This window comes from Pseudomonadota bacterium (assembly GCA_039815145.1).
Taxonomy (GTDB): domain Bacteria; phylum Pseudomonadota; class Gammaproteobacteria; order Steroidobacterales; family JBCBZW01; genus JBCBZW01.
The window spans coordinates 47,542-60,761 of sequence record JBCBZW010000001.1; the positions used below are offsets into that span (position 1 = coordinate 47,542).

10 protein-coding genes are annotated in these 13,220 nt (G+C 66.4%); 5 read left to right on the forward strand and 5 right to left on the reverse strand.

Going from position 1 to position 13,220, the window contains the following annotated elements; all coding sequences use genetic code 11:
* Positions 1 to 81 precede the first annotated feature (81 nt).
* From hemA to AAF184_00220, 4 genes are all read left to right on the forward strand, one after another.
* On the forward strand, positions 82 to 1,338 hold the full coding sequence (hemA, locus tag AAF184_00205) for a glutamyl-tRNA reductase (protein ID MEO0420726.1): 1,257 nt from the start codon (positions 82 to 84) through the stop codon (positions 1,336 to 1,338).
* 54 nt (positions 1,339 to 1,392) lie between these two features.
* Positions 1,393 to 2,484 (forward strand): peptide chain release factor 1, encoded by a 1,092-nt coding sequence (prfA, locus tag AAF184_00210; GenBank protein ID MEO0420727.1) that lies wholly within the window; start codon positions 1,393 to 1,395, stop codon positions 2,482 to 2,484.
* A gap of 1 nt (position 2,485) precedes the next feature.
* Complete coding sequence (locus AAF184_00215) at positions 2,486 to 3,523, forward strand: cysteine synthase A (GenBank protein MEO0420728.1); 1,038 nt, start codon at positions 2,486 to 2,488, stop codon at positions 3,521 to 3,523.
* Positions 3,524 to 3,731: 208 nt separating this feature from the next.
* The gene (locus AAF184_00220; protein ID MEO0420729.1) at positions 3,732 to 5,840 is read left to right on the forward strand and encodes a S9 family peptidase; all 2,109 of its coding nucleotides are present in this window, start codon (positions 3,732 to 3,734) and stop codon (positions 5,838 to 5,840) included.
* Positions 5,841 to 5,855: 15 nt separating this feature from the next.
* On the opposite strand, the gene AAF184_00225 is transcribed toward AAF184_00220, so the two are convergent.
* From AAF184_00225 to AAF184_00235, 3 genes are all read right to left on the reverse strand, one after another.
* Entirely contained in the window at positions 5,856 to 6,284 is a 429-nt protein-coding gene (locus AAF184_00225; GenBank protein MEO0420730.1) for a BLUF domain-containing protein, read from the reverse strand.
* 8 nt (positions 6,285 to 6,292) lie between these two features.
* Complete coding sequence (locus tag AAF184_00230; protein MEO0420731.1) at positions 6,293 to 7,912, reverse strand: bifunctional diguanylate cyclase/phosphodiesterase; 1,620 nt, start codon at positions 7,910 to 7,912, stop codon at positions 6,293 to 6,295.
* Between the two features lie 133 nt (positions 7,913 to 8,045).
* The gene (locus tag AAF184_00235) at positions 8,046 to 9,416 is read right to left on the reverse strand and encodes an MATE family efflux transporter (GenBank protein ID MEO0420732.1); all 1,371 of its coding nucleotides are present in this window, start codon (positions 9,414 to 9,416) and stop codon (positions 8,046 to 8,048) included.
* A gap of 131 nt (positions 9,417 to 9,547) precedes the next feature.
* Between AAF184_00235 and AAF184_00240 the strand changes: the two genes are divergently transcribed.
* On the forward strand, positions 9,548 to 10,543 hold the full coding sequence (locus tag AAF184_00240; GenBank protein MEO0420733.1) for an NAD(P)H-quinone oxidoreductase: 996 nt from the start codon (positions 9,548 to 9,550) through the stop codon (positions 10,541 to 10,543).
* Between the two features lie 10 nt (positions 10,544 to 10,553).
* Here AAF184_00240 and AAF184_00245 read toward each other — a convergent pair whose 3' ends face one another.
* Positions 10,554 to 11,726 (reverse strand): PLP-dependent aspartate aminotransferase family protein, encoded by a 1,173-nt coding sequence (locus tag AAF184_00245; GenBank protein ID MEO0420734.1) that lies wholly within the window; start codon positions 11,724 to 11,726, stop codon positions 10,554 to 10,556.
* A 25-nt stretch (positions 11,727 to 11,751) separates the two neighbouring features.
* A complete protein-coding gene (locus tag AAF184_00250; protein MEO0420735.1) occupies positions 11,752 to 13,158 on the reverse strand; it encodes a pyridoxal-phosphate dependent enzyme in 1,407 nt (468 codons plus the stop codon).
* Positions 13,159 to 13,220 lie beyond the last annotated feature (62 nt).

Below are 13,220 nucleotides of genomic sequence, written 5' to 3' on the forward strand. Positions count from 1 at the left end.
AGACATCTTGTGTTGACAGCCAGAACCTCGGAAAATCCCAAAGTAGGTCACCGTCGGCATTTTGGGCCGGATAGCAATCGCATGTCGCTTTACGTTCTTGGGTTGAATCACCACACCGCGCCCCTCGCCGTGCGCGAGCGCGTGAGCTTCGACCCCGCTGGAATTCCGGACGCGCTGCGCTCGCTGGTCAGCTTGCCCGACGTGCAGGAGGGGATGATCGTCTCCACCTGTAATCGTACCGAACTCTACGTGGTTGGCGCCGACGACGGCAGTACCCAGGCCAACGATTGGCTGCGCGAGACGCGCTCGCTCGGCGGCGACGCCGATCAGTCTCTGTTCACCAAGGCGCAGGGCGATGCGATCCGCCACGCCTTTCGCGTGGCCTGCGGCCTCGACTCCATGGTGCTCGGCGAACCGCAGATCCTCGGCCAGGTGAAGGACGCCTACCGCCTCGCGGGCGAGCACGGGGCCGTCGGGCCGGTGCTGAACCGCTTGTTCCAGCAAGCCTTCTCCGTGGCCAAGCAGGTGCGCAGCGATACCGGCATCGGCGCGTCGGCCGTGTCCGTGGCGTCCGCCTCGGTGAGCCTCGCGAGCAGCATCTTCTCCGATTTCTCGCGCCAGACGGCGCTGTTCGTGGGCGCGGGCCAGACCATCGAATTGGCCGCGCGACACCTGCGCAGCCGTGGCCTGCGCCGCATGATCTTCGCCAATCGCAGCGCCGAACGCGCCCGTCGCCTGGCGGATTCACTCTCCGCCTTCGCCATCCCCCTGTCGGACATCGGCGAGCACCTGGCAGAAGCCGACATGGTGATCTGCTCGACGGCGAGCCCGCAGCCGATCCTGGACGCGCCGCTGGTGCAGAAGGCCGTGAAGGCGCGCAAGCGTAAGCCCATCTTCATCGTCGACCTCGCGGTGCCGCGCGACGTCGCACCCGAGGTGGGTGAGTTGTCTGACATCTACCTCTACACGGTGGACGACCTGGAAGAGGTGGTCCGCGACAACATGCGCCTGCGCGAGCAGGCGGCACGGGCGGCCGTCAAGATCGTGGACAACGAAGTCACCCGCTTCGAGCGCAACCTGAAGCTGCTCGATGCGGTGCCGGTGATCCGCGAAGTGCGACACCAGGCGGGGGTCGTGAGCACCGAGGTGCAGGAGCACGCGCGGCGTATGCTCGCCGCCGGCCGTGATGCGGACGAGGTGCTGGCGTGGGTCACCACCACCCTCACCAACAAGCTGCTCCACGCCCCCACCACTCGAATGCGGGTGGCCGGCGAAGACGGTGACGAGACCCTCCTCGCCACCTCACGCGAGCTGTTCGGCGTCTCCAAGCCGCAGTAGCTCAGCCGCCTTTTGCGCGGCTTCCCCTATCGTTACTTTTAAGCTAAGAGCCTTATGCAGCAGGGCATTCTCAATCAGTTAGAAGCATTATGTGAACGCTTCGAAGAGGTGGGCGCCCTCCTCGGCGAAGCGGAGGTGATCGCCGACCAACCGCGCTTTCAGAAGCTGATGCGCGAGCACGGCAAGCTAGAACCCGTCACCCGCGACTTCTCCGCCTGGCGCGAGGCGCAAGAGGCGCTGAGCTCGGGCCAGGAGCTGGCCAAGGATTCGGACCCGGAGATGCGGGAGCTCGCCAACGAGGAAATCGCGAACGCCAAGGGCGACATCGAGCGGCTGGAACTCGCCCTGCGCACGCACCTGCTGCCGAGCGATCCGAACGATGACAAGAACATCTTCCTGGAGATTCGCGCGGGCACCGGCGGCGATGAAGCGGCGATCTTCGCTGGCGACCTTTTCCGCATGTACCAGCGCTACGCGGAGAAACACCGCTTCAACGTGGAGATCCTGAGCGAAGCCCACGGCGAGCACGGCGGCTACAAGGAGATCATCACCCGCGTGGAAGGCCAGGGCGCCTTCTCGAAGCTGAAGTTCGAGTCCGGCACCCACCGGGTGCAGCGCGTGCCTGCCACAGAAACCCAGGGGCGTATCCACACCTCCGCCTGCACCGTGGCGATCCTGCCCGAGGCGGACGATCTCGGTGAGATCACCATCAGCACCGATGAGCTGCGCATCGACACCTACCGCGCCTCGGGCGCTGGCGGTCAGCACGTGAACAAGACCGACTCGGCGGTGCGCATCACCCACCTGCCCACGGGCACGGTGGTCGAGTGTCAGGACGAGCGGTCGCAGCACAAGAACAAGGCGCGAGCCATGAGCCTGCTACAAGCTCGCCTGCAGGACGCGGCGCAGGAGAAGCAGGCCAGCGCCACAGCCGAGGAGCGACGGCTACAGGTGGGCTCCGGCGATCGCTCCGAGCGCATCCGCACCTACAACTACCCCCAGGGCCGGGTCACGGACCATCGCATCAACCTCACCCTGTATCGCTTGGAAGAGGTGGTCGGCGGCGGGCTCGATTTGGTGGTAGAGCCCCTCGTCAGTCAACATCAGGCGGACCTCATGGCCAGCTTAGCCAAGGAAGCGAACTGACATGACACGGGCACCCTACCGCGACGTCTGCGACGCCATCGGCAACACGCCGCTGATCCGCCTCCAGCGCGCCAGCGAGCTCACCGGCTGCCACATCTACGGCAAGGCCGAGTGGATGAACCCTGGCGCCTCCGTGAAGGATCGCGCGGCGCTCGGCATCGTGCGCGACGCGGAGGCGCGCGGCCTGCTCGAGCCCGGCGGCACCATCGTCGAGGGCACGGCGGGCAACACGGGCATCGGCCTCGCCGTGGTGGCGAATGCCCTCGGCTATCGCGTGCGCATCGTCATGCCGAACACGCAGAGCGTCGAGAAGGTGCAGACCCTGCAGGCCTACGGCGCGGAGGTGATGTTGATTCCGGCGGTGCCGTTCAAGAACCCGAACCACTTCGTGCATGTCTCCAAGCGCGAAGCCGAATCGCTGGCGCAGAGCGATCCGCGCGGTGCGTTCTGGGCCAATCAGTTCGACAACACCGCCAACCGGGAGATGCACGCAGCGACCACGGGACCTGAGATCTTCGAGCAGACCGACGGCAAGGTGGACGGCTTTATCTGTGCCGCAGGCACCGGCGGCACCCTCGGCGGCGTCGCCGCGGCCCTGCGCGCGCGCAAGCCCGAGGTAAAGATCGGCCTCGCCGATCCCACGGGCTCCGCCCTGTTCAACCACTACCGCCACGGCGAGCTCAAGGTGGAGGGCAGCTCCATCAGCGAGGGCATCGGTAACAGCCGCATCACCGCCAACCTGGAGGATGTGGAGATCGACGTGGCCTACCGCATCGGTGACGAGGAGTCGGTGCCGCTCGTGTTCGATCTGATGCGCGAAGAAGGGCTGCTGCTCGGGTCATCGAGTGGCGTGAACGTGGCCGGCGCCATCCGCCTCGGTCAGGCCCTGGGCCCCGGCAAGACCATCGTCACCATCCTCTGCGATACGGGCCTTCGCTACATGAAGCGCTTGTACAATCCCGACTGGCTGCGCGAGCGTGGCTTCGCCGTCCCCGACTGGCTGCTCCGCCAGGCCGAGTCCGTCACCCCATCCTCGTGAGCCGGGCCGGCCGGCCGTACTGCAAGGGCCCAGGCTTGCCGACTCCGCTCCCACTGCCCCCATCATCGACGAAGCGATGAGACCGATGACGCTCGCGCTGAGATGCGCTCCACTCGCCATCCTCGGGTGCCTGGCCCTAACCGCGGCTGGCCAACCCCACCTCAGCAATACCGACCCCGCGCCCACGCCGCAGGAGACCGCTGCCCCCATGTCCGAAGACGCCAAGCCAACGCCCACCCCGCCGATCGCCACCGAACAACCCTACGAGCTGCTCGCCCACGGCGAGACGCGCGTCGACCCCTACTACTGGCTGCGGGACGACGAGCGCAGCAATCCCCAGGTGCTCGACTACCTGCGCGCAGAAAACGCCTACACGCAGGCGAGTCTTGCGCCGCACGGGGCGTTACGCGATGCGCTGTACGAGGATCTGGTGTCGCGTCTGAAACCTGACGATACCTCCGTACCGGTCTTCGACGCCGGATACTGGTACTACGCACGCTACGAGGCAGGCAAGGAATACGCAGTGCACGCACGACGCAAGGGCACGATGGAGTCGCCGGAAGAGATTCTGCTGGATGAGAACGTCGAGGCCGCCAACCATGAGTTCTATGAGGTAGGCGCGATCGCCGTCAGCGACGACGGTCGCCTACTCGCCTACACCCAGGACACGCGTGCCCGCGGCGAGTACGACCTGCACGTACGCGAGATCGCCTCAGGCAAGTCCGTGCTGGTGCCGCGGATCGAGCAACTGGAAGCGGACCTCGCCTGGGCGGCGGACAATCAAACCCTCTTCTTCGTGCGGCGCGAAGAGGAGACCCTGCGCCCCCATCGGGTGTTTCGTATTCGCCTCGATCAACCCTTCACCCCGCCCGCTCTCGTGTATGAGGAGCCGGACAGCACCTTTTATCTGACCATCGGGCGCACCCGCGATGAGCGTTACCTGCAGATCGACCTGACGAGCACGCTGACCACCGAGGTGCGCCTGCTCGACGCCCAGATTCCCGACGGCACCCCGATCCCCCTGATCCCGCGGGAGGCGGGCCACGAGTACGGGGTGGAGACCGCTGGCGACGCCGTGTACCTGCTCTCGAACTGGGACGCGCCGAACTTCCGCCTCTACCGTACGGACGTGGCGAGCGCCGATAAACGCGAGAACTGGGAGCTGCTGGTGCCCGAGCGCGAGCACGTCTTACTCGCGGACTTCGCCGTCTTCGATCAGGCGCTCGTACTGGAGGAAACCGAATCGGGTATCGGCCGGATACGCGTACTTCCGCGCGGGGAAGACGATACGCCGAGCCTCGACACGGGCTACCTGATCGACGCCAGCGAACCCGCCTACGTGGCGAGCATCGACGACAACCCCGACCCGTCCAGCCCCTCCCTGCGCTACAGCTACTCCTCCCTGGCCACCCCCGACACGGTCTTCGAACTGGACTTTGCGAGCGGCGAGAAGCGTGCGCTGAAGCAGGACTTCGCAGGCCCCACCTTCGACCGCGAACGCTACGCCGTGGAACGCTTCGCGGTAGCCGCCCGCGACGGTGCGGACGTGCCCGTCACGCTCCTGCGTCGTCGCGATCAGAAGGCGGACGGCAGCCACCCGCTCTACCTCACGGGCTACGGCGCCTACGGCATCGATTCAGAACCGGACTTCGCCCTGCGCATGCTGCCCCTGGTCGATCGCGGGTTCATCTTCGCCATCGCCCACATCCGAGGTGGCCAGGAGCTGGGGCGCGCCTGGTACGAGCACGGCCGCAAGCAGCACAAGAAGAACACCTTCACGGACTTCATCGACGTGGCGCAGGCGCTGGTGGAGACCGGTTGGTCGGCACCCGACGGGCTGGTCGGCAGCGGCCGAAGCGCCGGGGGTTTGTTGATCGGTGCGGTGGCCAACATGGCCCCGGAGCGCTTCCGCGCCCTGATCGCAGGCGTACCGTTCGTGGACGTGCTCACCACTATGCTGGATGAGTCGATCCCCCTCACCACCTTCGAATACGACGAGTGGGGCAACCCGAACGAGGCGGAAGACTACGCGTACATGCGCCAGTACTCCCCTTACGACCGGGTGAGCGCGCAGGACTATCCCGCGATGCTGGTGACCTCAGGTTTGCAGGACCCGGCCGTGCAGTACTGGGAGCCGGCCAAGTGGGTGGCCCGCCTGCGCACGGTGAAGACCGACGCGCAGCCCCTGCTCCTGTACACGGACATGGAGGCAGGACATAGCGGCTCGGCGGCGCGCTATCAGCGCCTGCGCGATTACGCGCTCGAGTACGCGTTTCTGGTCGGTGTGGTGGGCCTGGGATCGCCAGACCCGCAGTAGTACCCCGCGCCCGGCTCAGGCGGCCTGCAGGTGGGCCTGCAGCAGGGAGACCAGATCGAGACCGTCCAGCTCCTCGAGCTTCAGGCGAGACTCCTGGGTCAGGCGGTTGAAGGAATGCAACGCGTCGCTGTCGTGTCCTTCGTAGGCCATAGTCCACTCGCCGAAGTCACGGCGCGGCACGGGGCGAAAGCGCAGTACCGTCGTTTGCTCGTGGCGCTCGTCGCACTGTATCCGTTCGTAGGCATCCTGCACCACGTCCTGGCCGCCCTCCAGCACCTGCGCGAAGTAACGTCGGTTGCACAGCAGAGCGCCGGTGATCTCATCGCGCTGGTTGTTCTCTCGCGAGACCTTGAGGATCTCATCGATCTGCTCACGGTAGCTCTGCTCGTCGCCTTCGATGACGCTACGACTCACGTAGACGAGCTGATAAAGGTCGGTAGCCATGGTGACTCCTATGTGGTGGTCGTGGTGGACGGGAGTTGGTGGCGCAGGTAAGCGTCGAGGTCCTCTCGGGTCAGGGGGGCCCCGAACAGCCAGCCCTGGCCTTCGCGACAGCCGATGGCGAGGAGCGCGTCACATTGGGCTTGGGTCTCGATCCCCGCCGCCAGAGTGCTGATGCCCAAGCTCTCGCCCAGGGCCAGGACGCACTTCACGAGGCTTCGGGCGCGTGGGTCGTCCTGCTGCCCCCGCACGAAGGAGCGCGCAATCTTGATGCGACCGAAGGGGAAGCGATTGAGGTAATTGAGGGAGGAGTAGCCCGTGCCGAACTCATCGAGGGTAACGGACACCCCCAACGCCTTGGCCTCGGTGAGTCGCTCCAGGATCAACGGGAGGTTCGACATCAGGACCGACTCGGTCACCTCCAGCTCCAAGCGTTCTGGCGCCAACCCGGCACCTTCCAACGCTCGCTTTATGGTGTCGATGAAACGCGGGTCCACGATTTGCCCAGCAGAGACGTTAACCGCCACAGGCAGATCGTCGGGCCATTGCGCCGCGTGCGCGCAGGCATTGCACAACACCCACTCACCGATGGAGCGGATCTCGCCGATCTCCTCTGCCATCGGCACGAAGTGCTCCGGCGTGAGCTCGCCGCGCTCGGGATGGTCCCAGCGCAGCAAGGCCTCGATACCGTTCACGCGATGATCCGCCGTCGCCACCTGAGGTTGGTAGTAGAGCCGTAGCTGCCCCAGGATCAGGGCCTGGCGCAGCTGCGCCTCCATCGCTCGGCGGTCGTTGGCCTGCTCCTCCAGCGTCTCCTCGAAGCACCAATAGCGGTTGCGACCGTTGGCCTTGGCCGCGTACAGGGCGAGGTCTGCATGGCGGTACAGCTCCTCACGGGACGTGTGACCGGTGCGCAGAGAGGCGATCCCCACGCTCACCCCCACATGCACCGTTTGCGATTCCACCAGGAACGGGCCACCGATCAGCTTGATAATGCGCGAGGCGATCTTCTCGGCAGTCCCCAGCCCGCTCTCTCCCGCCGAATGGAAGATGGCGAACTCATCGCCGCCGAGACGAACGATCGGATCGTCGTTGCGAATCGCCTTCAGGAGTCGCTTGGCGGCCAGCTTCAGGAGCTGGTCCCCGGCGTTGTGACCGAGCGTGTCGTTGACGGCCTTGAAGCGATCGAGATCCAGCAGCAGCAGGGTGTCGTAGCGATCGTTGTGGAGCAGGCGCTCGAAACGGGCGCGACTGCCAAGTCCCGTGAGTGGGTCCCGGTCGGCACCGGCCTCGGCATCGTGTTCCCACCAAGCGAAGAGCAGGCGGTGGCCGTCGCGTACGGCCTCGAGGTAGAGCTCTACCGGCGCCTGGCCCTCCACCGGGACGGACGTCCGCATCGCCTGGGTGGCGTCCACCTCGCCCAGCCAGTCGCGCAGAAAGGCAACCTGATCGAGAAGTTCATCCAGGGCCCGGTTGCTGTGCACCACCGTACCGGCCTCATCCACCACGCCGAGCGGCGTGCTCGCCGAGGACACGAGCTCCCACAGGTGGAGGGCCTGCGGCGGTACACCCGGTGCCTCGCCAGCGCGAGGGGGCGAGGATCGTTCAGCGGTGAGCGTAGGTGAGGTCAACGGTATCCCGAGGCGGTGCGCGACGATGGCGTTTCTACCTCAGGAGTGTCGAGCACCCCTTACATCGACCACAGCGGCCGTTTCACAGTTTCCCGCCACCTCCTCCAGGCCAGGTCGCGCCGGAGGACCGGGTTCACACTTTTTCTGATCCCGTGCCCGCACGGTCGAGGACTGCCCCCCTGAAGGCCAGGCCCATGGTCAACGCACGCGCTAGCATGAAGAGGGAGAAAGCTGCCCACAGGCCATGGTTTCCCCACCCCGCAAACAGCCACAGAGCGGGCAGGTAAATCGCGAAGGTGGAGAACACCATCGCGTTTCGCATCTCGCGGGCGGCCGTCGCCCCGATGAAGGCACCGTCGTAGATAAAGCTCCACAGGCTGATCAGGGGCGAGAGCACGAGCCAGGGGAGGTAGCGCCGCACCCCCTCGCGCACGGCGCTCTGATCGGTGAGCAGGTCGGCGGCCGCTCCGCCGCCGATGGCGAGCATAATCGCGGCCACCACGGCAACGGCGATGGCACACTCGAAGCCGTAGCGTACCGCGCGTTCGACCGCCTGCCGTCGGCGAGCACCGAGCCCACGACCGACCAAGGCCTCCACCGCTTGAGCGAACCCATCCAAGCCGTAGGAGATAACATGCTGAAAGGTGAGCAGCACGGCGTTCACAGCGAGGATGGCCTCCCCCAGGCGCGCCCCCCGACCCGTTAGCACCAGAAAAGCGAGCTGCAGCGCCAGCGTGCGCACGAGGAGGTTGCTGTTCAAAGCGAAGAGCTGACGTAGCCCACGCCAGGCGACCGCTTCGTCCAAGGTAGCTTTCGACCACAGACCGAGACGCGGTGCCGGGTGGCTCGCCAGCCCACCGCGTGCCGCGAGGGTTGCAGCAAGCAAACCTAGCAATTCCGCTAGCACCGTCGCCGCGGCGACGCCCCTGATGCCCCAACCGAAGCCGTACACAAACAACAGATCGAGCAGGATGTTGGCCAGGTTGATCGTGAGCGTCACCGCCAGCACAGCCCGCGTACGCGCCAAGCCCACCAGCCATCCCACCAGCACGAAGTTCACCAGCACCAACGGGGCGCTCCAGATGCGCACGTCGAAATAGGCGCGCGCCGCCTGCCCCACTGCGGCATTCACACCGAGCAGGGACATCGCCAGTTCGCGCACGGGGTGCTGCAACACCAGGAGGAGCGCCGCGCAGGCGAGCCCCACCAGCACGCCCTGGAGCAACAGCACCCTCAGGGCGTCGCCATCCCCCGCACCCGTCGCCTGCGACGCCAACCCGGTGCTCGCCATGCGCAGGAAATTGAGGCCCAGGAACAGCAGGCTGAACACGCTGGCGCCTACGGCGACGGCCCCCAGGTAGTGCACTTCGCCCATGTGGCCGACCACTGCCGTGTCCACCATGCCGAGGAGCGGCACGGAGAGGTTGGAGAGGATCAGCGGCGTGGCGATTCGCAACACTTCGCCGCGGGTGGGCGTGGCAGCAGCGTCGGATGCAGGCATCATGGCGGGGACTTGGGCACTTGGGCGGGCGAACCCACCGAAGCGGGGGCGGCGAGGCGCAGATCCTCAAGGATAGGGCCAGGCCTACCGGCTCGCCAGCACCACCGCTCGTGCTCAGCAGCGGAGACACCGTCATGCGCGCCATCGATATTGAGGACATGGGACCGAACAGCCGACTCGTGTTCGTCGACCGACCGGATCCAGCCCCCGCCCACGATGAGTTGCTCGTGCGCGTGGTGGCCACCGCCGCCAACCGCGCCGATCTCATGCAACGGGCCGGTCACTACCCGGCGCCACCGGGCGAGAGCGAGATTCTGGGCCTTGAGATGGCAGGTGAAGTGGTGGTGGCCGGCGAGGCCTGCGAGCGCTTCGCGGCGGGGGATGCGGTGTGCAGCCTGCTCGCCGGCGGCGGTTTTGCCGAATACGTGATCATCCCCGAAGCACTGGCGATGGCGGTGCCGGCGGGCCTGGATCTGGCGCAGGCGGCAGCCCTGCCAGAGGTGTTCATGACGGCCTGGCAGACCCTGGTCTGGCAAGCCCAGGTGCAGGCCGGGGAGACCGTACTCGTCCATGCTGGCGCGAGCGGCGTGGGCACGGCGGCCACCCAAATCGCCAGCGCCCTCCTCGACGCGCGCGTGCTGGTCACGGCCAGCGCCCCAAAGCACGAACTGTGCGCCTCCCTCGGCGCCAGCGCGACGATCGACTACCGAACAGCATCATTCGCCGAACGGGTGAGCGACCTGACCGGCGCACGCGGCGCCAACGTGATCGTAGACTTCATGGGTGCCTCCTACCTGGACGCCAATATCCGTGCTGCTGCCCTGGACGGGCGCATCATCACCCTGGCGCTCATGGGCGGCGCCACGGCCGAGCAGGCCAACCTGGGGTTGTTCTTCCGCAAGCGACTCACCCTTCGCGCCTCGACCCTGCGCAATCGCTCGCTGCAGCACAAGGCGCGGCTGGCGAGGGCCTTCGAAGAGCACCTGGCGCCCGCCTTCACCGACGGCCGTCTGCGACCGGTGATCGATCGCACCCTGCCGTGGTCGGAGGTGGAACAGGCGCACGCCCTGCTCGCCCGCAACGAGACCCGGGGTAAGGTGGTGCTGGTCGTGGACCCGAGCGCTGTCTAGGAAAGACCCGCTAGGAGGCCAGGGCCTGCTCCAGGTCGCCCATTAGATCCTCCACCCCCTCGACCCCCACGGAGAGGCGCACCAGGTCATCGCTGATGCCGAGCACGGCGCGGCGCTCGGGCGGCACGGAGGCATGGGTCATGATCGCCGGGTGATTGGCGAGGCTCTCCACACCGCCCAGGCTCTCTGCCAAGGTAAACACCGACAAGCGTTCGAGCATGCGCTTGGCGCCGTCGAAGCCACCCTCCACGCGCAGGCTGATCATGCCGCCGAAGCCGTCCATCTGGCGCTGGGCCAGGGCGAACTGGGGGTGATCTTCCAAGCCGGGATAGAACACCTGCGGCACCTGGGGATGGCGGTGCAGCCAGTCGGCAAGCTTGGCCGCGTTCTCGTTGTGGGCCCGCATGCGAACTGCCAGCGTCTTGACCCCGCGCAAGGCGAGGAAGCTATCGAAGGGACTAGCCACTGCCCCCACCGCGAACTGTAGGAACCCGAGCTCGTCGCCGAGGGCCTGCTCGCGGGTCACGGCGACGCCGCCGATGATGTCCGAGTGACCGTTGAGGTACTTGGTGGTGGAGTGCATCACGATGTCGAAGCCCAGCTCCAGAGGGCGCTGGATCAGGGGCGTGGCAAAGGTGTTGTCGGCCACGGCGATCAGGTCGTGGTCCCTGGCCAGGGCGCCGAGGGCGGCGAGGTCGGTGAGCCGCATCATGGGGTTGCTCGGGGTTTCCACCCAGAGCATGCGCGTGTCCGGCGTAATCGCCGCGCGCACCGCGTCCACGTCTCCCGTATCGACGAAGGTGACGCGCAGCCCCGCCGTCTTGGCGCGCACCCGGTCGAAGAGGCGGTAGGTGCCGCCGTAGAGATCGTCGCTGGCCACCAGGTGGCTGCCGGCCGGCAGCAACTCGAGGATGGTGGCGATCGCCGCCAGCCCCGAAGCGAAGGCGCAACCGCGGACACCGCTCTCGAGGTCTGCGATGCAGCGCTCCCAAGCCATGCGCGTGGGGTTCTCCGACCGCGAGTACTCGTAACCCTTGTGCACACCCGGGCTTTCCTGCGCGTAGGTGGAGCTCAGGGAGATCGGCGGCATGACGGCGCCGGTCACCGGGTCCGGGTGCTGGCCGGCGTGAATGACTCGTGTCGCCAGGCGCTGGGGGGCACCGCGGGAAGACTGATCGCTCATGAAGTTCCTCGATTATCGAATCTGTTCAGCCGCCGGTGGCGGGTGGCGTCACGAGTTCCGTGCCCTCCGGCATGTTCATCTGCTTGCGCATGTAGTTGAGCATATCGGCGCGGGTGATCAGGCCCAGGAACTGGTCGTGGTCCGTGACCGCCACGTAGGGCACTCCCGTGAGCAGGGAGACCGTGTTGTTCATGGAGAAGTCCTTCTCCACCTTAGCGAACGCCGTGCGCATGGCGTTGCGCACCGGATGGCGCAGACTGCCGGGGTCGCCGAACACGTAGCGCATGATGTCCTCCTCCGTGAGCACGCCCACGAGGGTGCCGCCCTCGATCACGGGCAGCTGGGAGAAGCCGGCGTTGCGCAGGCGATTGTGGGCCGTGGTGAGCACGTCGTCCGGGCCCACGGTCACGGTGGCGCGCTGCCCGTGGGGACGGCCGATCAGGTCGCGCAGGTCACCGTAGGTCTGGCGTTCGATGAACCCCTGATCCTCCATCCAAAAATCGTTGTAGAGCTTGGAGAGGTACTTGTTGCCCGTGTCGCAGGCAAAGGCCACCACGCGCTTCGGCTCGGTCTGCTCGCGGCAGTACTTCAGGGCCGCAGCCAACAGAGTGCCCGAGGACGAGCCGGCGAGCAGACCCTCTTCGCGCAGCAACTCGCGGGCGGCGGCGAAGGACTCGTCATCGCTGATGCTGTAGGCGTTGCCGATACCGCTCAGATCCGCGATGTCGGGAATGAAGTCCTCGCCGATACCCTCGACCAGCCAGGATCCCTTCTCGCCGATCTGCCCGGTCTTGATGTACTCGGCGAGGATCGACCCGCGCGGATCGGCCAGCACCATCTTCACGTGGGGTGCCACCCGCTTGAAGAAGCGCGTCATGCCGCTGATCGTGCCCGAGGTGCCCACGCCGACCACCACCGCGTCGAGGTCCTGGCCCATCTGCTCCCAGATCTCCGGCGCCGTGTGCTTCTCGTGCGCCGTCGGGTTGTCGGGGTTAGCGAATTGATTTATGTAGTAGGCGCCGTGCTCCTGGGCGTAGGACTGGGCGAGATCCTGGTAGTACTCGGGATGACCGCGACCCACGTCGGAGCGCGTGAGCAGGATCTCCGCGCCCATGGCGCGCAGGTTGAAGATCTTCTCCTGGCTCATCTTATCGGGGATCACCAGCACCAGGCGGTAGCCACGCTGCGAGGCGGCCAGGGCCAGGCCGATACCCGTGTTGCCCGCAGTGGCCTCGACGATCGTGTCGCCGGGCTTGATGTCGCCGCGCGCCTCGGCCGCATCGATCATCGCCACGCCGATGCGATCCTTGATCGAACCGCCAGGATTGAGCAGTTCGAGCTTCAGAAACAGCCGGCACGGCCCCGTGTCCAGGCGCTGAACTTCGAGCAGGGGCGTGTTGCCAACCATCTCGAGCACGTTGGAATAGATCATCTGCTTATCTGGCCTCCTGCGATCCCGGCCGAATTCTAATCCCAATCGCACCGCATCAAGGG